Genomic DNA, 16,889 nt, shown 5'->3' on the forward strand with positions numbered 1-16,889 from the left:
CCCAGTAATGTCTAGTTTACCACCGTTTTCGTCCGCGTGTGACCCTCTCGTCTCGTCCGTGTTTTCGAATACTCACCCCCATTAATTGGCAAATCTCCAAACACTTAGTTTATATGTAAAAGGGTGGCAAACAACCCGCATGTCGAAGTGGATGCTGGTCGCCCTCGTCGTGCTACTCGTCGTGACGCCAGTCACTTCCGGAACACTCCGTCCAAAGGACAGTGCGTCTCCCAACGAAACTCCGCTCGCAGATGCTGGACTCGACCAAGAGGTGAAGAAGGGTGCGACGGTGCTGTTCGACGGTACTGGCTCTCGTGATTCGGACGGACGAATTAAACGGTACAACTGGTCGATTCGGACGCCGGGTAACGAGACACTTGGCCCCGACTGTCCGACCTGCGCTCGAACGCGGTTCACGCCGAACGAAATCGGTCGGTACCGCGTCACGCTCACGGTAACCGACGATAGCGGTACCACGAGTTCTGATACGCTCTACGTCGATGTCGCGTCCGGTACAGGTCCGACAATCTCCCTCTCCGGGCCGGACCGCCCGGACGTTGGTTCTACGGTGAACTACACTGCGAACCTCGACTCGGGGGCCGCTTCGCTCGGGTACGTCGTCTGGACCGCCGATGGTATCGTGATTGCCAATCACACCCTCTCGGCGGACCAACAGTCTGACACGGCGAGCAAGCACTTCCCGACCGCGGGCGAACGCACGATTACGGCGACCGTCTACGACACCGATAATCGTTCGAGTACGGCGTCGATATCGGTCGATGTACGGACGGACCCCCCGGATGAATCGCCGGGAACGAACCCTTCCATCGCAAACCGGAGTTCACCGACGGTAACTGGCGATAAAATCGTCACGGGGGGAGAACCGCTCCGAGGTGAGTACTCTGTTCGCCTCGATGCGGCCACTGACTCAATCGATTCCATTCGGTGGCGAAACGCGGCCGGTCGCGTCGGAACTGGGCGGTCGATAACTCGAACGTGGGAACCCGGTGACCACGAACTGTACGCTGTCGTAACGTACACCGACGGGTCGGAGAGCGTCGCGACGTTCGCCGACGGAACGACCACGGTCGTAGCCGACCCCCGACCGAACGTCTCAGTCACGTCGCTCGACGGACACGGTTCCATCTCGGGCAGTGTAACCGGTATCGACGAGTATCGAAATCTCGACGCACTCGCCGTCCAAATCGACGGGGAGACCGTCGCAACTGCGCGCCCGACCCGCCGTGGTCACCGCCGGTTCGATTTCGACCGTCGGCGACAGGTCCACTTCTCACACACTGACTTTACGCCCGGTGAACGTCACTCGGTGACGGTCGTCGCTACCGACGAGCGCGGACAGACGACACGCGTAAGTCGAGACCTCGTTCCCGTCAAGCAACCGGAAGTCGTCCGGTCCGAGTTCGTCAACGACCCCGTTGATTCGTACCACTCACGTATTGACCCGAAACGGTACGCAGCGCATCACGTGTTGGAGATTAATCTAAATGGTGTCGAACCTAGTAATCTGAGTATAAGTACCGACCACGAGGACGAGTTTATAAAGGTTCTCGAAGATGGTGCGTATACGAGAGAAAGAGAGTACAGCAATGGGAATCTTCTCGTACATACGTACTGGGCCGGCGAGAAGCCTAAGGAATACGACCTGAGTATTCATCTATCTGCACTTTCACCAAGTAAAGAAACGAATTGGTCAAGTAGATACTCCGATAGCTTCAAAGTCACACCTAGTAAACCCGAACTGAGACTGAACATCGTCAACGATGGGACGAAGAAATACATCACTAGGGAACACGGTATCCTAGTCGATGCGACCCGGTCGTTCGACCCCGACGGGACGAACCTCAAGTACATCTGGAAGTACGGCGCTGAACCGACGAAACCCGACAACACGACGGCCAAGTTCAGTGCTTACGAGCGAGCAGCGAGTATCGTCGAGGACCAGTACGACCTCAGAACGAAGCGGAACTTCGACTTCCTGAACTACTTCGTACCCGATATATCGGAGAGTACCGCTCTCGGTGACGGGCCGCACTATCAGAACGAGACGGTACGCGTCCGAGTGCAGACGGAACCGTACCACTTCTCCAAACAGACGTACTACCGCGATTTCTCGCTGGGTATCTCCGTGTCGAATCCCGCTGCGAGCGTTGTCGAGTGGAAAACCGTCGAGGCATCGAATAGTCGCCATTCCGAACCGACTGAAGACGCGTATCGATACGTCGGAATCGTCGAGATTCCTGCCGAGATACTCTCGACCGCTTCTGGGAGACCGACAGTAACCATCTACAACGAGCAGAATACGAGAAAGAGAGTCCGTACGCAAATCCCCGAAATCGGTATTCTGGTCGAAGACGAGCGGTACTGGTCCAACGTCTCCGTACGGAATCTCACGTACTTGGTGGAGAAGCATCGCGTGCGCGAAGTCAAGGTCAACGACGAGCAACGACGTGATGAACTCCTCGAAGATGGGTACCGCGTGCAGGAAGTGGATAACAATACGAAATACGTCCTCGAAGAGTGGACCAAGGTTCGAGACGCGAAGTACGAGAAAGTAACAAAGACGTTCTCGGACAGACGTCAGCGGAACATGTTCCTCTCGTCGTCACCATCTTGGTATCGTGACGGGACGGTCCGAAAGGAGGAGACGCGGACGAGGGAGTACTCCAAGTGGTTCGACTCTTCGACGACGCCGTCCCCAAGACGGTGGTTCGATTCGAGTTTAGAGAACGGCGAACGGACTGGAGCGACGCGTCGGGTCCAAGTCGAATCCGCCGAGTACAGAACGTTACGCCAGTACCGATACGATTACGAAGTCCAACGGACGGGAACCAGAACGGAAACCCGCTGTAGCCTCCGATTTGGATGCCGTGATGTAACCGTGAGGTACACGTACACGGTCACGAAGTCATCGACGTACTGGGCTAGTTCTAGTTACGGTGCGGGTCACACCTTTACGGGCAAAACGAAGCGGCGGAAGGTCGAGGACGCAGTGTACGAAACACGGTTCGAGGTGCGGTATCAGACACAGTTTACCGAACTGGTCACGTACTTCAACGTGGCGCGAGACGAACAAGTGCAACCGGCCCAGTACGAGTGGAAAGCGAAAGCATCGACGATGGACTACGTGGCCGCTCGGAAGCAAGCGAGAACCAGCGATAGTTGGCGAATCGCTACGGAGACCGTGAAGAGATGGACTCTCGTTCGTAACGAGAGTACGTCGTCCTTCTGGACCTCTGTCTACTCGAACGAGAGTGAAGTGGTGAAGACGAAGGCGGTAGTCGCCGGTGAGTTCTCGAAGCAGTACTACAACTCGAAGACGGGGGAAACAGTCGAAAAAAGCGGCTATCGTTCGGTGGAACTCGTATATCCGACAGCGTGGCGGAGTGAAGCCATAATAGAAAAACTAACTAAAGAACAAGAAACTAATGAGTGGTGTGAAATAAAGCCTGCTTGCTCAGAGCAGGGGAGCTAGCCACTGGCATGAACTGGAAGACCTCGTACGTCGTCGCGTTGATGGTACTCGCTCTACTGACTTGCTTACAAGTCGGTGCAATCGACACTAGATACGCGAACAATGCCGAGACTCCGGCAGAAGTTTCGTCGTCTGGTGGCGTCGAATATCGCGTCTCACTCGATACTAACGCCTCCACAGTGTTGGTCGAGTACGAGAATCCGTCTGACGATGAAATTGAACATGCAGGATATGTTGTAACAGTAGATAGACAGCAAGTATATGAGTCAGAATTCAACCTCTCGGAAGAGGAACACCGAACAAAGAGGATAAACATCACGTCTGGAATAAATGTTAATCAGGACGAACACACCGTCACGTTCTCGACGTTCGGCGGACATGCGTATCTCAATTTCACCCGGAGTATCGACTCCGCCGACTCGGGTCAGATACCGACCCCGTACATCTCGGACGTGAACCTCACGAAGGGAACAGTCGATGGTGCGCCGTCAGCAGTCGCAAACGTGACCCTCGTGAATCCCTCGAAACAACTCTACGGGACCAAACTCATGGTCCACACCACCGGGACCGACGGAAGTTACTATCCCGCGTCGGTCCGACCGGGTGACTCGCGGACCATCACGGTCGAACTCCTCGACAATCGCGGTGCGAAAATCGCGGGCGAGGCGCGCCTCTACACTGGCAACATGACGACGAGAGAGGGTGCTATCGACCAAGTCGAGTTCGCCGGGCAAACGAGAACGGAGACTCGCGTATGGAATAGTTCGTACGAGCCTGTCAAACCGACGTGGATGGACGACCACTACCAGTATCACAACGACAGTTACGCTCGAAGCCGCGCCGAGAAAATCAGCGGCGGTCACGAAGTGGCTGGCGTACCACTGGCGTATTTCGCTGTGGCGGTTTTCGTCGGGTTGGTAGTTCTCCGAAGACTCCGCTGAAACGACCTACGACTCCTTCGTGCGGATAATCTCCCGCATGTTGACGTAGATGTCCCGCGGCGACGTTTCCTCGTCAGGGTCGTAGAGGTCACTCACGCGGTAGAGCATCGCGGCGACTAGCTTGCTCTCCGAACTCTCGCCGCGAATCTCCTCGCCGATTTCACGGAGCGTCTCTGCACGCTCTTCGTCCGGTCCGTAGGTGCCTTCGTCGTGCGACATGGTTCAGCGTTGTTGGCGTCGCCTGATAACGCCGACGTTGTTGGCGACGTTCTCGGTCAGCACGCGGAAGGCGTCGCCGGTCTCGCTGTCCTCGTCCAACACGATGGGTTTGCCCTCGTCCCCGCCGGTCCGAACCGACGGGTCGATGGGGATGGACCCGAGGAACGGCATGTCGTTCTCCTCGGCGAACTTCGCACCGCCGCCCCGACCGAAGATGTCGTGTTCGGACCCGCAGTCGGGGCACCGGAACGTGGACATGTTCTCGGCGATGCCGAGGACGTTGGTGTCGTGCTTGCCGAACATCCGGAGACCTTTGCGAGCGTCGTCGATGGCGACTTCTTGAGGCGTCGTCACGATGACCGCGCCGGTGACCGGGACGCTCTGGAGGAGCGTGAGCTGGGCGTCGCCGGTCCCCGGCGGGAGGTCCACGACCATGTAGTCGAGGTGGCCCCACTCCACGTCCTCCCAGAGTTGGGTGAGGACCTTGTGGACCATCGGACCGCGCCAGATGACGGGGTCGTCCTCGCCGACGAGGAACGCCATGCTCATGAGTTTCACGCCGAACTGCTCGGGCGGAATCATGGTCTCGTCTTCGGTGGCCTTCGGTACCTCGTCGGCGTCCACCATCCGGGGGACGTTCGGGCCGTACACGTCGGCGTCGAACAGTCCGACGCGCGCGCCGAGTTGCGAGAGACCCGCCGCGATGTTGACCGCGACGGTCGATTTGCCGACGCCGCCTTTCCCGGAGGCGACCGCGATGATGTTCTTGACGTTCGGTAGAACCTGCTCATCCGCGGAGACGTCCTCGTCAACGCGGGCCGAGAGTTCGACCTCGACGCCGTGGTCCGAGAGGACTTCTCTGACGCGGTTGGCGATTTGGGTTTCGTTAGGCGAGTACGGTGCACCCAGCGCCAGCGATACAGTGACGGTGTCGTCGTCGACCGACACGTCGTTGACGAGACCCAGCGAGACGATGTCGTCCCGGAGGTCGGGGTCTTCGACCTCTCGCAGCAAGTCACGTACCTCTGATTCGTCCATGCCGGGATATTTGGAGCGAGGAGTCGATAAGCCTTGTCAACTCTCGGGTTGGTTGCGGCGACCCGCGTAATCGAAATCGGTTACGTCAGTCCCGTTTTCGACAGCGATTTTAAGGACTCTCACGCGAAACCTCCAAGAGTGATGTTGGAGGACGATTTCGGGCGTGAGGTCTCGGGCGTTCGGGTCTCGCTCACCGACCGGTGTAACTTCGACTGCGTCTACTGCCACAACGAGGGATTAGGCGACACGCGCGGTCCGATGGACGCCCAAGACGACGAGATGACCGCCGACGAAGTCGTCCGATTCCTCGAGGTCGCCAGCGAGTTCGACGTGGGGAAGGTCAAGTTCACCGGCGGCGAACCGATGCTGCGGCAGGACCTCGAAGAGATTATCCGACGAACGCCCGACGAAATGGAGGTCTCGCTCACGACCAACGGGACGTTCCTCCCCGGTCGCGCGCCCGACCTCGTGGAGGCCGGGTTAGAACGTGTGAACGTCTCCCAGGACGCGCTCGACCCCGAGGCGTTCGCGGAGGTCACGCAGAGCGGAGCCTACGACAAGGTCATCGAAGGAGTCCACGCCGCGGTGGACGCCGGACTCGACCCGGTCAAACTGAACATGGTCGTGTTCGAGCACACGGCGGGCTACGTCGAAGAGATGGTCGAACACGTCGCCGAGAACGACGGTCTCCAACTGCAACTCATCCAGTACATGCCGGAACTCACCGGGAAGCCCGAGTGGAACATCGACATCCAGCGTGTCCACGACTGGCTCGGCGATATCGCCGACGAAGTGGAGACCCGCGAGATGCACAACCGCCGCCGGTACTGGGTGGGCGGAACCGCGTCCGACGGTGGCATGGTCGAAATCGTAGACCCCGTCGAGAACCCGCAGTTCTGTGCGAACTGCCATCGGGTGCGCGTCACGCACGAAGGATATCTAAAAGGGTGTCTGAATCGCAACGACGACCTCCGCTCGATGGGCGAGATGACCAAAGACGAGATACGGGACACGTTCCGCGAAACCGTGGCCAACCGCGTGCCGTACTACGGCGAGTACATGGTGCGGGGCGACGACGACGAGTGGGAAATCAACGACGAGTACGTCGGTAACGCCGAGGCTTGACCCTTCTCGCGTCCGGATTGTCCCTCTTGTAGAGGCCCCAACGTTACGACCGACCGGCCCGCACACTTAACCTCGGCTTTGGTGATATTCGAATTATGAGCGAAACCGACCTCGTCACGCCGTTCGCCGAGGCCGAACAGAACGACTACGTTCGCGTCACGCTCTCGGATGGGACTACCTTCGAGGGTCCCGCGAGTCCCATCGACTACGTGCCCGAGGAGTCGCTCAGGGTCGAAGTCCGACCGGAGGGCGGCACGACCGAACGATACGAGATATCTGGCGAATACGACGACGACTGGAGCGAATTGACGGTTCGAGGCGTCTCGATGGAGGGCGAGGACTCCGAGTGGGAAGACCTCGGCGAGGTCGAATCGGTCGAGTTCGCTGACGAGAACGACAACTAAAACTGCGACACGGCGGACGAGTGAGACGCCGACCCAGAGCAACCGCGTTTCGTTGTATTTATATACCCGTCGCCGGTACGTTTACTCGCAAACCTGTAGGGGCGTCGGGTCCCGAGTCCGGAAGGGCGACAGTGAATGCAAGCGTGTCGAGGTAGCCTAGTCTGGCCCACGGCGCAGGGTTGCTAACTCTGTGGCGTCAAGCCTCGAGGGTTCAAATCCCTCCCTCGACGCTTTCCAGAATCCAAACTATGAGCACGGAAGAACCACAGGAGGAAGACGAGGACCTCCAGTACTTCGTCCGCATCGGGCAAACGGACCTCGATGGGACGAAGTCGGTCGAACGGTCCCTGAGCGAACTGAACGGGATCGGTCGCCGAGCGGCGCGGATTATCGCCGACGAAACCGGCGTAGACCGCACGGCGACGTTCGGCCGTCTCGACGACGACGTAATCGAACGCGTCGTCGAGGCCGTCGAGAACTTCGGCGACGAGGTCCCTGAATGGCTCGCGAACCACCGAAACGAGTACTTCTCCGGCGAGACGACCCACCAGACGGGCAACGACCTGAACATGACCCGTCGGCAGGACATCAACCGGATGAAGATGATCGACTCGTACAAGGGCGTCCGCCACAAGCGCGGCCAGAAGGTCCGCGGTCAGCGGACCCGCTCGACGGGCCGTACCGAAGGCACCATCGGCGTCAACGTCGAGGAGATTAAAGAAGAGCAGGCGGCCGAAGAGGCCGCCGAAGAAGAGGGTGGTGAGGAATAATGGCGCTCGGCGAGAACACCAAGTTCTACGAGACGCCCAACCATCCGTTCCAGGGCGAACGTATCTCCGAGGAGCGCAGCCTCGTGGACCGCTACGGCCTGCAGAACAAGCAGGAACTCTGGCGCGCCCAGAGCCAACTTCGCGGCTACCGCCGTGAAGCCCGGAACGTCCTCGCGCAGCAAGCGCAGGGTGAGGACGAGGTCACGGGTGGCGAGGAGTTCGTCGCCCACCTCCAGCGAATCGGCGTCCTCGACGACGGCGACGAACTGGACGACGTGCTGCTGCTCGACGTGACCGACGTGCTGGAGCGCCGTCTCCAGACCGTCGCCTACCGGAAGGGTCTGGGCAACACGCCGAATCAGGCGCGACAGTTCGTCGTCCACGGACACGTTACCGTGGACGGCCAGCGCGTGCAGGCTCCCTCGTACAAGGTCGAAGTGGACGAGGAAGCGACCGTCGCGTTCGACGAGAACAGTCCCCTCGCGGACGAACTGCACCCCGAACGAGCGGAGGGTAACGAATGAGCGCAAACGACGACGAAAAATGGGGCGTAGCCCACGTTCACGCATCGTTCAACAACACCATCATCACGGTCACTGACCTGACCGGTGCGGAGACCATCGCCAAGTCCAGCGGCGGGACGGTCGTCAAGCAGAACCGCGACGAGTCCTCGCCGTACGCCGCGATGCAGATGGCCGAGACGGTCGCCGAGGAGGTCAAGGCCGCGGGCATCGACGGCGTTCACGTCAACGTTCGCGGTCCCGGCGGCAATCTCCAGCAGAACCCCGGCCCGGGTGCGCAGGCGACTATCCGCGCCCTCGCACGTGCTGGACTCGAAATCGGTCGCATCGAGGACGTGACCCCCATCCCGCACGACGGTACCCGCGCCCCCAAGGGCAAGAGTGGATTCTAACCCATGACAGGAGAGTACGAGGTCGAGTTCGTCGAACGCGGGGACCGAAAGGCTCGGTTCCTCGTTCGAGGCGTGACCCCGGCGTTCGCCAACGGGATTCGTCGGGCCATCGTCGCCGACGTGCCGACCCTCTCCATCGAGACGGTTCGGATGGTGGAGAACTCGTCGGTGATGTTCGACGAGCAGATTGGTCTGCGACTCGGTCTCGTCCCTCTCAGTACGCCGCTCGGCGAGTTCGAGGAGGGCGACACCGTTACGCTCAGTCTCGACGTGTCGGGACCGAGTACCGCCTACTCGGGCGACCTCGTGAGTTCCGACGAGATGGTCCAACCGGCGGACGACAACGTTCCCATCATCGACCTCAAAGACGACCAGCGGCTCGAACTCGAAGCCGACGCCGTCCTCTCGACGGGGAAGGACCACGCCAAACATCAGGGCGGCGTGGCCGTCGGCTACCGACACCTCCAGCGCGTGGAGGTCGCCGGCGACCGAGACGAGTACGACGAGGAGGAGACGAACATCCTCCGCGGCGTCATCGAGGACGACGGCGAACTGATTCCGACCGAGGAGTTCGACCACGACCTCACGAACCGCTACCCCGGTAAGGAGGTCGAGGTCCACGACGTGCCGAACGCATTCGTGTTCCACGTCGAGACCGACGGGTCGCTGTCAATCGACGACCTCGTGACGGCGGCCGCCGCCTCGATTGGCGAGCGCGCGGACGAACTCGAAGAAGCTGTACAGCTATAGAATCATGCAAGGCACTTCAGACCACGTTTCGGCGTTCGCGGGCCTCCGAAAGTCGCAAGACTCCGTGACGGCAGGGGCCGAAGACGCCAGTCGTTTCGAAACTGGTTTGAAGGGCCACCCACAACACACAGTTGCCCGCGAAGGGTTGCACGTGTGTTCTACGTGCAGGGATAGCCAAGTCAGGCCAACGGCGCAGCGTTCAGGGCGCTGTCTCGTAGGAGTCCGCAGGTTCAAATCCTGCTCCCTGCACTTCAGTTCTTATTCCCATCAGGAGGAAGTATTATGAGCAAGACGAATCCGAGGCTCACCAGTCTCATCGCTGACCTGAAGTCGGTGTCCCGCGATTCGGACGCCGATGTGTGGAGTACTGTCGCGGACCGCCTCGAGAAGCCACGGAGTACGCACGCGGAAGTCAACCTCGGTCGCATCGAGCGATATGCCGAGGAAGACGAGACCGTCATCGTACCCGGTAAGGTTCTCGGTAGTGGGGTCCTGCAGAAGACGGTAACCGTCGCCGCAGTGGACTTCTCGTCCAGCGCGGAGACCAAGATTCAGCAAGCGGACGGTGAGGCTCTCGAACTCGAACAGGCTATCGAACAGAATCCAGACGGCTCGAACGTGCGGGTGATTCGATGAGTCTCGCAGAATTCGACGCAGACGTAGTGGTCGACGCGCGCGACTGTATCCTCGGTCGCGTGGCGAGCCAAGTTGCACAGCGTGCGCTCGACGGCGAACGCGTCGCGGTGGTCAACGCCGAAGACGCGGTCATCACCGGAAGCGAAGACGACGTGATGGAGACCTACGAGACGCGCGCCGAACTGGGGTCGGACAGCGGTCCGTACTACCCCAAGCGCCCCGACATGATTTTCAAGCGCGCCATCCGCGGGATGGTCCCGTACAAAGAGGACCGCGGCCGCGAGGCGTTCGAGAACATCCGAGTCTACGTCGGCAACCCGTTCGACGAGGACGGCGACGTCCTCGACGGCACGTCGCTGGACCGGCTATCGAACATTCGCTTCGTCCAACTGGGCGACGTCAGTGAAAATCTGGGTGCTAACGTCACATGGTAACCAACACGAGCGGAAAGAAGAAGACGGCCATCGCCCGCGCCACGGTCACGGACGGCGAGGGCCGCGTGCGAATCAACTCCCAGCCCGTCGAGCTGTCGAACCGGAGACGGCACAGCTGAAGATGCTGGAGCCGTTCCGCATCGCGGGCGACGAGGCTCGCGATGACGTGGACGTGGAAGTCGACGTGCAGGGCGGCGGCATCAGCGGACAGGCCGACGCGGTCCGCACCGCCATCGCCCGCGGACTCGTCCAGTACACCAACGACGCCGAGCTTCGGGACGCGTTCATCGAGTTCGACCGGTCGCTGCTGGTCAACGACTCGCGGCGTTCCGAACCCAAGAAGTGGGGCGGTCCCGGCGCTCGCGCCCGCTACCAGAAGTCCTACCGTTGATTACCATGACAGGAAACCCGCGGTTCCGAACGGAGACACGATAACCCATGATGGTACCAGTCCGCTGTTTCACGTGCGGCATGGTCGTCGGGGAGTACTGGGAAGAGTTCAAAGCACGGTCGGCGACGAAAGAGGGCGACGAGGACCCGGAGAAGGTCCTCGACGAACTCGGCGTCGAACGGCAGTGCTGTCGCCGGATGCTCGTCTCGCACAAGGACCTCGTCGATATCGTCGCTCCCTACCAGTAATGGCTCGACAACGCTACTCCCGATACGAGAAGGCTCGAATTATCGGGGCACGCGCCTTGCAGGTGTCGTACGGCGCACCCGTGCTGACCGACACCGACCGGACCGAGCCGATACTCATCGCGGCCGACGAGTACGACGCTGGCGTCCTGCCGTTCACGGTGCGCCGAGGTGAGAAATGACGCTCGTCAGCGAGGTTCGACTCCGACAGATTCTCGACTCCCGAGGCAATCGGACGGTCGAGGCCGACGTCGTCACCGAGAGCGGTGGGTTCGGTCGGGCGGCCGCACCGAGCGGTGCCTCGACCGGGGAGTACGAAGCCATCGAACTCGACCCGAGCGAGGCCATCGCCTCGGCTCGCGAACACGCCGTCCCGCGACTCGAAGGGTCGTCTTCGTCGGCGACCAGCGCGACGTGGACCGCACGCTGCGAGCGGCCGACGGGACCGACGACTTCTCGGAGATTGGTGCCAACAGCGCCGTCGCCATCAGCATGGCGGCCGCGAAGGCCGCGGCCGACGTCATCGGTGCGCCGCTGTACCAGCACCTCGGCGGAGCGTTCCGCGGCGAGGAGTTCCCGACCCCGCTGGGCAACGTCGTCGGCGGCGGCGAACACGCCGCGGACGCGACCGCGATTCAGGAGTTCCTCTCCGTGCCGGTCGGCGCTCCGAGCGTGCAGGACGCGGTGTTCGCCAACGCCGCGGTCCATAGCGCGGTCCACGACCTCCTCACGGAACGCGACATCGCCGCCGGAAAAGGCGACGAAGGTGCGTGGGCACCGTCCATCGACGACGACGAGGCGTTCGAAATCGTCGCGGAGGCCACCGACACCGTCGCCGACGAGTTCGGCTTCGACGTGAGATTCGGGTTGGACGTGGCGGCCTCGGAGATGTACGACGACGACGCCGAGGAGTACGCCTACCGCGACACGACTCGCTCGGCCGACGAGCAAATCGATTACATCGCGGACCTCGTGGACGAGTACGACCTCGCCTACGTGGAGGACCCGCTGGACGAGAACGACTACGAGGGCTTCGCCGAACTGACCGAACGAGTCGGCGACCGGACGCTCGTCTGCGGTGACGACCTGTTCGTCACCAACGTCGAGCGACTCCGGACCGGAATCGAGCAGGGTGCCGGTAACAGTATCCTGGTCAAACCCAATCAGATTGGGACGCTCTCGGACGCCGTGGACGCCGTGGAACTCGCGGTCGAGAACGGCTACGAGCCGGTCATCTCTCACCGGAGCGGAGAGACCGAAGACACGACCATCGCACACCTCGCCGTGGCGACCGGCGCGCCGTACATCAAGACGGGCGCGGTCGGCGGCGAGCGAACTGCCAAACTGAACGAACTCATTCGCATCGAGCAAAACGTTTCGAGATTATGAGCGAGAACGAATCCGAACAGGTAGACGACGAAGGACTCGACGCCGCGGAATCGGAGATTGACTCCGAACCCGAGGGCGCTGGCGGCGCGGAGCCGGCAGAGCAGCCCGACGAGGACGTGGCGGCGCAGGCCGACGACGAACAGGCAACCGAAGACGTGGAAGACGAGGGACCGAACCTCGACGAAAACGTGATGGACAACCAGGAGGAGGCCGACCTCCTCATCCCCGTCGAGGACTACCTCGGCGCCGGTGTCCACATCGGTACCCAACAGAAGACGCAGGACATGGAGCGGTTCATCCACCGCGTCCGCACGGACGGACTGTACGTCCTCGACGTGTCCCAGACCGACCAGCGCATCCGGACGGCGGCGGACTTCCTCGCCAACTACAACCCGGAGCAGATTCTGGTGACGAGTTCGCGACAGTACGGTCGCTTCCCCGCCGAGAAGTTCGCGGAAGCGGTCGGTGCGCGTGCCCGGACGGGTCGGTTCATCCCCGGTACGCTCACCAACCCCAAGTACGAGGGCTACATCGAACCCGACGTGCTGGTCGTCACGGACCCCATCGGTGACGCGCAGGCCGTCAAGGAGGCCATCACGGTGGGCATCCCGGTCATCGCGATGTGCGACTCCAACAACAACACCAGTAACGTGGACCTCGTGGTCCCGACGAACAACAAGGGTCGAAAGGCGCTGTCGGTCGTCTACTGGCTACTCGCCAACGAGACGCTCGACCGCCGCGGTGCCGAACCGACGTACGGTCTCGACGACTTCGAGAGCGAGATTTAAGCGACGTTTTTGGGTTTCGTTTTGCGGGGTTTTCGGTTCACAACGGTCCGTAGCTACGCGTCCGAAATACGCGTAGAGCGCCTGTCGAACCGGAAGACGCGACGCGCGGTGTGTCGGCGCGGTGGAGTTGGCCATCCAACTTTTGCGTCACGAGATGGTGGTCGCCACGTGGAGACCAATGAGTAACGACGACATCGTCTCACGACTCACCGGCGGCGAGTCGCGACGTCGGTTCCTGAAGAACGGAACGCTCGCAACCCTCGGAGCGAGCATCGTCGGTTCCGGACACGTCGCCGGACAGGACGGCGACGGGGGCGACGACGAGAACATCAACGTGGACGACGAGGTGTTCAAGGTCGGGACGTTCCAAAACGACTTCCGTCCGCAGGCGAAGTTCGTCATCGTGTCGGACGTCATCGACTGGACGCCCGACGTTCCCGAGAACCTCGGCACGTCGCTGAACGAGTACAACACCCACATGGTGGTGTACCTGAACACCGGCGAGCGCGTTCCGATGTTCATCATCGAACAAGCCGAACTCACTGCCGAGTACGCGTCCGAACAGGGCTACTTCGTGGACCCGAACGACGACGCGACCGACGGGTTCCACCAGCCACAGGTGTACGAGACGAGTAACGAGTTCTCGCTGTACGAACAGACCGACCGAATCGTCACGCTGCTGGCCAGTCCGCTGGAGGAGGACGCGGAGAATCGTCTCTTCTCGGGCGAAGGACTGGATAGCCGCGAGGAGTTCCAGCAGTTCCTCTTCTGACGCGGGGGCGCGGGCCGACCCGTCGTCAGTCTTCGAGACAGTCTTCGATGGGTTCGAGTATCTCGTCGGCGACCGAGTAGGGGTCGGTCTCGCGCCGCCGGACGCTCTCGACAAGGTCGTCCATACCGCCGTGACGCTCGATTTCCTCCTCCAGCAGACCGCCCACGTCGTCGCGCAGCAGGTTCCGAATCTCCTCGGCGTAGCGCATCCGCTCTTTCCCTTCGAGCAGTCCCGACTCCTCCAGATACGCCCGGTGGTCGGCGAGCGTCTCGACCAGTTCTTCGACGCCCTCGCCGTCCTTGGCGACCGTCTCGACGATTCGGGGTTCCCACCCGTCCTCGTCGTCCCCGTCGTCGTGACCGTGGTCGGCGTCGGTCGCGCCCGCGCCGTGGTGGCCGGTGGCGAGACCCGCGGTGTGGTCGTTCTGCATGTGAATCATCTCGCGCAGTTCTTGGGCCGTCCGGTCGGCCCCAGCGAGGTCGGCCTTGTTGACGACGAACACGTCGCCGATTTCGAGGATTCCGGCCTTGAGCATCTGCACGTCGTCGCCGCTCCCCGGCGGGACCAGCACCGCCACCGTGTCGGCGGACTTCACGATGTCTATCTCGTTCTGGCCCGCGCCGACGGTCTCGATGAGTATCTTGTCCTTGCCGAAGGCGTCGAGGGCCTTCACCGCGTCCGTGGTCGCCGTCGAGAGACCGCCGAGGGTGCCTCGGGCCGACATCGACCGGAAGAACACGTCCATGTCGCCGACGTTGCTCGCCATGCGGATGCGGTCGCCCAGCACCGCACCGCCGGTGAACGGCGAGGAGGGGTCCACCGCGATGACGCCGACTGTCTCGCCGCGCTCGCGGTAGTAGTTGGCCATCTTGTCCACGAGCGTGGACTTGCCCGCGCCCGGACTCCCCGTGATGCCGACGACTTCGGCGTGGCCGGTGTGTCTGTGGAGTCGAGAGACGAGGTCCCGGTACCCCGGCGCGCGGTTCTCGATTTTGGTGATGGTCCGGGCCAGCGCGCGGTGTTCGCCCGCCAGCAGGTCCTCGACCAGTTCGGCGTGGTCTGACTCCGCGCTCATCGCTTCGGAGCGTTTTCGCGGACGAACTCGATGGTCTCCTCCATCGGCGTGCCGGGACCGAACACCTCGGCGACGCCCATCTCCTTGAGTTCGGCCTTGTCGTCGTCGGGCACGACCCCGCCGACGAGGATGAGGGTGTCCTCGAACGCGCCGTACTCTTTGAGTCCGTCGATGACCTTGGGCACGAGGGTGTTGTGCGCCCCCGAGAGGATGGAGATGCCGAGGACGTTCACGTCCTCTTGGACGGCCGCCTGCACGATTTCGTCGGGCGCGTTGTGCAGGCCCGAGTAGATGACCTCGAACCCGGCGTCGCGGAAGGCGCGGGCGATGACGTGTGCACCCCGGTCGTGTCCGTCGAGTCCGACCTTGGCGACGAGGCAGCGAATCGACTGCTGTTCCTGGTCTGCGCTCATATCCGTCGTTTCGACACGTTCGGCTTTGACAGTTACGGAAATCTTGCCGAAAGTTCGTTTTAGTTCGTGCAAGCGGGCTTGATGAACGAGGAGTTACGCGAGAGTCGGGACGAACACCAAGCGCGCTCGGTCTCAGGGGTCAACGGGCAAGCAGTAGATAGCTCGGTTCGCTCCTCTTCCTCTCCATTCTCTGCTCTTTCTCCCCGTTCTGACCTCTTTCATCGCTTCCCGTCTATCGACTCCGACGTTCGTGCCAACTAGCGTCGAGCGGTTGGTCGAGACAGCCGTCCAACCGTCAGGACACGACGTCCTGCACGTCCGGATGGTCGGCGTACTCCCGCAGTTCGCCGGACAGTTCCGAGACCGACCGTCCGCTCATCTCGTCGCGCTTGCGCTGCCACTCCTCGTATCTCCGGACCACGTACACCGGGATTTCATCGACGCCCAGAATCGAGGAGAGTAGCAGCCTGTGGTAGCCCTCGTTCCACCGAATATCGCCCGAGCGACCGACGACGACGAGTGGCTCCAAATCGCTCACGCGCTCGACCTCGCTCGGGTCGTCGTACAGCGTCTCGTCGTTCGGCCTGTAGCCGTCACGTCGGATGCTGTCGTACAGGTCGTCGATGGCCGTCAATCGCTCGTCTCGGAACTGCTCCAGCGTCTCGTGTCCCCGGACAGCGTTGCCCTCGCCAGTCTCGTCCCCTTCCTCGAACTTCCCTTTCGCCCACTCGTAGTAGACCGTCTCCTCCCACGCTCGGCCCTCCTCGAATCGCTGGCGGAGGCCCCTCGCGGTCACCGTTTCGTCCAACTCCTCGCAGTTCTCCGGGCGGTCCCACTCACCGCCGCGGACCCTGCCGAGGCCCCACTTTAGCGAGACGGTCACGTAGTACTCCACCTCGGAGGGGTCCACCAACACGACGTTCCACGGGTCGGCGGGCGCGGCGTAGCGACGCCGGTTGGCGGCGTGGTTCCAGCGCGTGTAGTACCGGAAGTAGTCGAGGGACACGCCGGATGAGTTGTCCGAGCGTCGATAAAAGCGTTCGTGGTTTCCCGGACGGATACGCTGGACCTACTGGCTGACTCCTCGTAGACA

At 61.6% G+C, this 16,889-nt stretch carries 20 protein-coding genes, 2 tRNA genes and 1 pseudogene; 18 read left to right on the forward strand and 5 right to left on the reverse strand.

From position 1 onward, the window contains the following. Positions 1 to 139 precede the first annotated feature (139 nt). On the forward strand, positions 140 to 3,493 hold the full coding sequence (locus FXF75_RS07415; RefSeq protein WP_163521254.1) for a PKD domain-containing protein: 3,354 nt from the start codon (positions 140 to 142) through the stop codon (positions 3,491 to 3,493). An 8-nt stretch (positions 3,494 to 3,501) separates the two neighbouring features. Next, positions 3,502 to 4,434, forward strand: coding sequence for a hypothetical protein (locus tag FXF75_RS22510; RefSeq protein WP_240334573.1), 933 nt, complete (start codon positions 3,502 to 3,504; stop codon positions 4,432 to 4,434). Positions 4,435 to 4,440: 6 nt separating this feature from the next. Here FXF75_RS22510 and FXF75_RS07425 read toward each other — a convergent pair whose 3' ends face one another. Together FXF75_RS07425 and FXF75_RS07430 are read right to left on the reverse strand one after the other, a co-directional pair. Further along, positions 4,441 to 4,653 (reverse strand): hypothetical protein, encoded by a 213-nt coding sequence (locus tag FXF75_RS07425; protein WP_163521256.1) that lies wholly within the window; start codon positions 4,651 to 4,653, stop codon positions 4,441 to 4,443. Positions 4,654 to 4,656: 3 nt separating this feature from the next. Beyond that, entirely contained in the window at positions 4,657 to 5,691 is a 1,035-nt protein-coding gene (locus FXF75_RS07430) for an Mrp/NBP35 family ATP-binding protein (protein WP_163521258.1), read from the reverse strand. Positions 5,692 to 5,832: 141 nt separating this feature from the next. Here FXF75_RS07430 and moaA point away from each other — a divergent pair, with 141 nt between their 5' ends. The 16 genes and pseudogenes from moaA to FXF75_RS07510 all read left to right on the forward strand — a co-directional run bounded on the left by moaA (position 5,833) and on the right by FXF75_RS07510 (position 14,308). Further along, positions 5,833 to 6,816 (forward strand): GTP 3',8-cyclase MoaA, encoded by a 984-nt coding sequence (gene moaA, locus FXF75_RS07435; protein WP_163521260.1) that lies wholly within the window; start codon positions 5,833 to 5,835, stop codon positions 6,814 to 6,816. A 95-nt stretch (positions 6,817 to 6,911) separates the two neighbouring features. Further along, a complete protein-coding gene (locus tag FXF75_RS07440; protein WP_163521261.1) occupies positions 6,912 to 7,220 on the forward strand; it encodes a hypothetical protein in 309 nt (102 codons plus the stop codon). A 145-nt stretch (positions 7,221 to 7,365) separates the two neighbouring features. Next, positions 7,366 to 7,450 (forward strand) — tRNA-Ser (locus FXF75_RS07445). A gap of 18 nt (positions 7,451 to 7,468) precedes the next feature. Beyond that, positions 7,469 to 7,990 (forward strand): 30S ribosomal protein S13, encoded by a 522-nt coding sequence (locus FXF75_RS07450; RefSeq protein ID WP_163521263.1) that lies wholly within the window; start codon positions 7,469 to 7,471, stop codon positions 7,988 to 7,990. Continuing rightward, positions 7,990 to 8,514: a 30S ribosomal protein S4 gene (locus tag FXF75_RS07455; RefSeq protein WP_163521265.1), complete on the forward strand. Its 525-nt coding sequence runs from the start codon at positions 7,990 to 7,992 to the stop codon at positions 8,512 to 8,514. The genes FXF75_RS07450 and FXF75_RS07455 overlap by 1 nt, the downstream gene beginning before the upstream one ends. Continuing rightward, positions 8,511 to 8,903 carry a 30S ribosomal protein S11 gene (locus tag FXF75_RS07460; protein WP_128477869.1) on the forward strand — a complete coding sequence of 131 codons (393 nt, stop codon included), beginning with the start codon at positions 8,511 to 8,513 and terminating at the stop codon, positions 8,901 to 8,903. The genes FXF75_RS07455 and FXF75_RS07460 overlap by 4 nt, the downstream gene beginning before the upstream one ends. Before the next feature lie 3 nt (positions 8,904 to 8,906). Further along, complete coding sequence (locus FXF75_RS07465) at positions 8,907 to 9,653, forward strand: DNA-directed RNA polymerase subunit D (RefSeq protein WP_163521267.1); 747 nt, start codon at positions 8,907 to 8,909, stop codon at positions 9,651 to 9,653. Between the two features lie 164 nt (positions 9,654 to 9,817). Beyond that, positions 9,818 to 9,902, forward strand: a tRNA-Leu gene (locus FXF75_RS07470). A 33-nt stretch (positions 9,903 to 9,935) separates the two neighbouring features. Next, positions 9,936 to 10,289, forward strand: a complete 354-nt coding sequence (locus FXF75_RS07475; protein WP_205427369.1) for a 50S ribosomal protein L18e — start codon at positions 9,936 to 9,938, stop codon at positions 10,287 to 10,289. Next, positions 10,286 to 10,723, forward strand: a complete 438-nt coding sequence (locus FXF75_RS07480; protein ID WP_163521269.1) for a 50S ribosomal protein L13 — start codon at positions 10,286 to 10,288, stop codon at positions 10,721 to 10,723. The genes FXF75_RS07475 and FXF75_RS07480 overlap by 4 nt, the downstream gene beginning before the upstream one ends. After that, positions 10,704 to 11,114 (forward strand): 30S ribosomal protein S9, encoded by a 411-nt coding sequence (locus tag FXF75_RS07485; protein ID WP_309221776.1) that lies wholly within the window; start codon positions 10,704 to 10,706, stop codon positions 11,112 to 11,114. The genes FXF75_RS07480 and FXF75_RS07485 overlap by 20 nt, the downstream gene beginning before the upstream one ends. 47 nt (positions 11,115 to 11,161) lie before the next feature. Then, the gene (locus FXF75_RS07490; RefSeq protein WP_163521271.1) at positions 11,162 to 11,362 is read left to right on the forward strand and encodes a DNA-directed RNA polymerase subunit N; all 201 of its coding nucleotides are present in this window, start codon (positions 11,162 to 11,164) and stop codon (positions 11,360 to 11,362) included. Then, a complete protein-coding gene (locus tag FXF75_RS07495; RefSeq protein WP_163521272.1) occupies positions 11,362 to 11,541 on the forward strand; it encodes a DNA-directed RNA polymerase subunit K in 180 nt (59 codons plus the stop codon). Before FXF75_RS07490 ends, FXF75_RS07495 begins: the two co-directional genes overlap by 1 nt. Then, positions 11,538 to 12,748, forward strand: a pseudogene (eno, locus tag FXF75_RS07500) (phosphopyruvate hydratase). The gene FXF75_RS07495 and the pseudogene eno overlap by 4 nt, the downstream one beginning before the upstream one ends. Then, positions 12,745 to 13,536 carry a 30S ribosomal protein S2 gene (rpsB, locus tag FXF75_RS07505; RefSeq protein WP_163521274.1) on the forward strand — a complete coding sequence of 264 codons (792 nt, stop codon included), beginning with the start codon at positions 12,745 to 12,747 and terminating at the stop codon, positions 13,534 to 13,536. The pseudogene eno and the gene rpsB overlap by 4 nt, the downstream one beginning before the upstream one ends. 178 nt (positions 13,537 to 13,714) lie before the next feature. After that, positions 13,715 to 14,308, forward strand: a complete 594-nt coding sequence (locus tag FXF75_RS07510) for a hypothetical protein (protein ID WP_163521276.1) — start codon at positions 13,715 to 13,717, stop codon at positions 14,306 to 14,308. 25 nt (positions 14,309 to 14,333) lie between these two features. Here the strand turns inward: FXF75_RS07510 and meaB are convergent, their stop codons facing one another. From meaB to FXF75_RS07525, 3 genes are all read right to left on the reverse strand, one after another. Continuing rightward, positions 14,334 to 15,383 carry a methylmalonyl Co-A mutase-associated GTPase MeaB gene (gene meaB, locus FXF75_RS07515; protein ID WP_163521277.1) on the reverse strand — a complete coding sequence of 350 codons (1,050 nt, stop codon included), beginning with the start codon at positions 15,381 to 15,383 and terminating at the stop codon, positions 14,334 to 14,336. Beyond that, the gene (locus tag FXF75_RS07520; RefSeq protein WP_163521279.1) at positions 15,380 to 15,796 is read right to left on the reverse strand and encodes a cobalamin B12-binding domain-containing protein; all 417 of its coding nucleotides are present in this window, start codon (positions 15,794 to 15,796) and stop codon (positions 15,380 to 15,382) included. Before FXF75_RS07520 ends, meaB begins: the two co-directional genes overlap by 4 nt. A 295-nt stretch (positions 15,797 to 16,091) precedes the next feature. Next, a complete protein-coding gene (locus FXF75_RS07525) occupies positions 16,092 to 16,802 on the reverse strand; it encodes a hypothetical protein (RefSeq protein ID WP_163521281.1) in 711 nt (236 codons plus the stop codon). Positions 16,803 to 16,889 lie beyond the last annotated feature (87 nt).

It is taken from the genome of Halorussus sp. MSC15.2 (assembly GCF_010747475.1).
Lineage (GTDB): Archaea > Halobacteriota > Halobacteria > Halobacteriales > Haladaptataceae > Halorussus.

Excerpts from the sequence above, each read along its gene's own strand:
- FXF75_RS07415 (WP_163521254.1), top strand. The coding sequence starts at position 140 with ATGTCGAAGTGGATGCTGGTCGCCCTCGTCGTGCTACTCGTCGTGACG.
- FXF75_RS22510 (WP_240334573.1), top strand. The coding sequence starts at position 3,502 with ATGAACTGGAAGACCTCGTACGTCGTCGCGTTGATGGTACTCGCTCTA.
- FXF75_RS07425 (WP_163521256.1), bottom strand. The coding sequence starts at position 4,653 with ATGTCGCACGACGAAGGCACCTACGGACCGGACGAAGAGCGTGCAGAG.
- FXF75_RS07430 (WP_163521258.1), bottom strand. The coding sequence starts at position 5,691 with ATGGACGAATCAGAGGTACGTGACTTGCTGCGAGAGGTCGAAGACCCC.
- moaA (WP_163521260.1), top strand. The coding sequence starts at position 5,833 with ATGTTGGAGGACGATTTCGGGCGTGAGGTCTCGGGCGTTCGGGTCTCG.
- FXF75_RS07440 (WP_163521261.1), top strand. The coding sequence starts at position 6,912 with ATGAGCGAAACCGACCTCGTCACGCCGTTCGCCGAGGCCGAACAGAAC.
- FXF75_RS07450 (WP_163521263.1), top strand. The coding sequence starts at position 7,469 with ATGAGCACGGAAGAACCACAGGAGGAAGACGAGGACCTCCAGTACTTC.
- FXF75_RS07455 (WP_163521265.1), top strand. The coding sequence starts at position 7,990 with ATGGCGCTCGGCGAGAACACCAAGTTCTACGAGACGCCCAACCATCCG.
- FXF75_RS07460 (WP_128477869.1), top strand. The coding sequence starts at position 8,511 with ATGAGCGCAAACGACGACGAAAAATGGGGCGTAGCCCACGTTCACGCA.
- FXF75_RS07465 (WP_163521267.1), top strand. The coding sequence starts at position 8,907 with ATGACAGGAGAGTACGAGGTCGAGTTCGTCGAACGCGGGGACCGAAAG.
- FXF75_RS07475 (WP_205427369.1), top strand. The coding sequence starts at position 9,936 with ATGAGCAAGACGAATCCGAGGCTCACCAGTCTCATCGCTGACCTGAAG.
- FXF75_RS07480 (WP_163521269.1), top strand. The coding sequence starts at position 10,286 with ATGAGTCTCGCAGAATTCGACGCAGACGTAGTGGTCGACGCGCGCGAC.
- FXF75_RS07490 (WP_163521271.1), top strand. The coding sequence starts at position 11,162 with ATGATGGTACCAGTCCGCTGTTTCACGTGCGGCATGGTCGTCGGGGAG.
- FXF75_RS07495 (WP_163521272.1), top strand. The coding sequence starts at position 11,362 with ATGGCTCGACAACGCTACTCCCGATACGAGAAGGCTCGAATTATCGGG.
- rpsB (WP_163521274.1), top strand. The coding sequence starts at position 12,745 with ATGAGCGAGAACGAATCCGAACAGGTAGACGACGAAGGACTCGACGCC.
- FXF75_RS07510 (WP_163521276.1), top strand. The coding sequence starts at position 13,715 with ATGAGTAACGACGACATCGTCTCACGACTCACCGGCGGCGAGTCGCGA.
- meaB (WP_163521277.1), bottom strand. The coding sequence starts at position 15,383 with ATGAGCGCGGAGTCAGACCACGCCGAACTGGTCGAGGACCTGCTGGCG.
- FXF75_RS07520 (WP_163521279.1), bottom strand. The coding sequence starts at position 15,796 with ATGAGCGCAGACCAGGAACAGCAGTCGATTCGCTGCCTCGTCGCCAAG.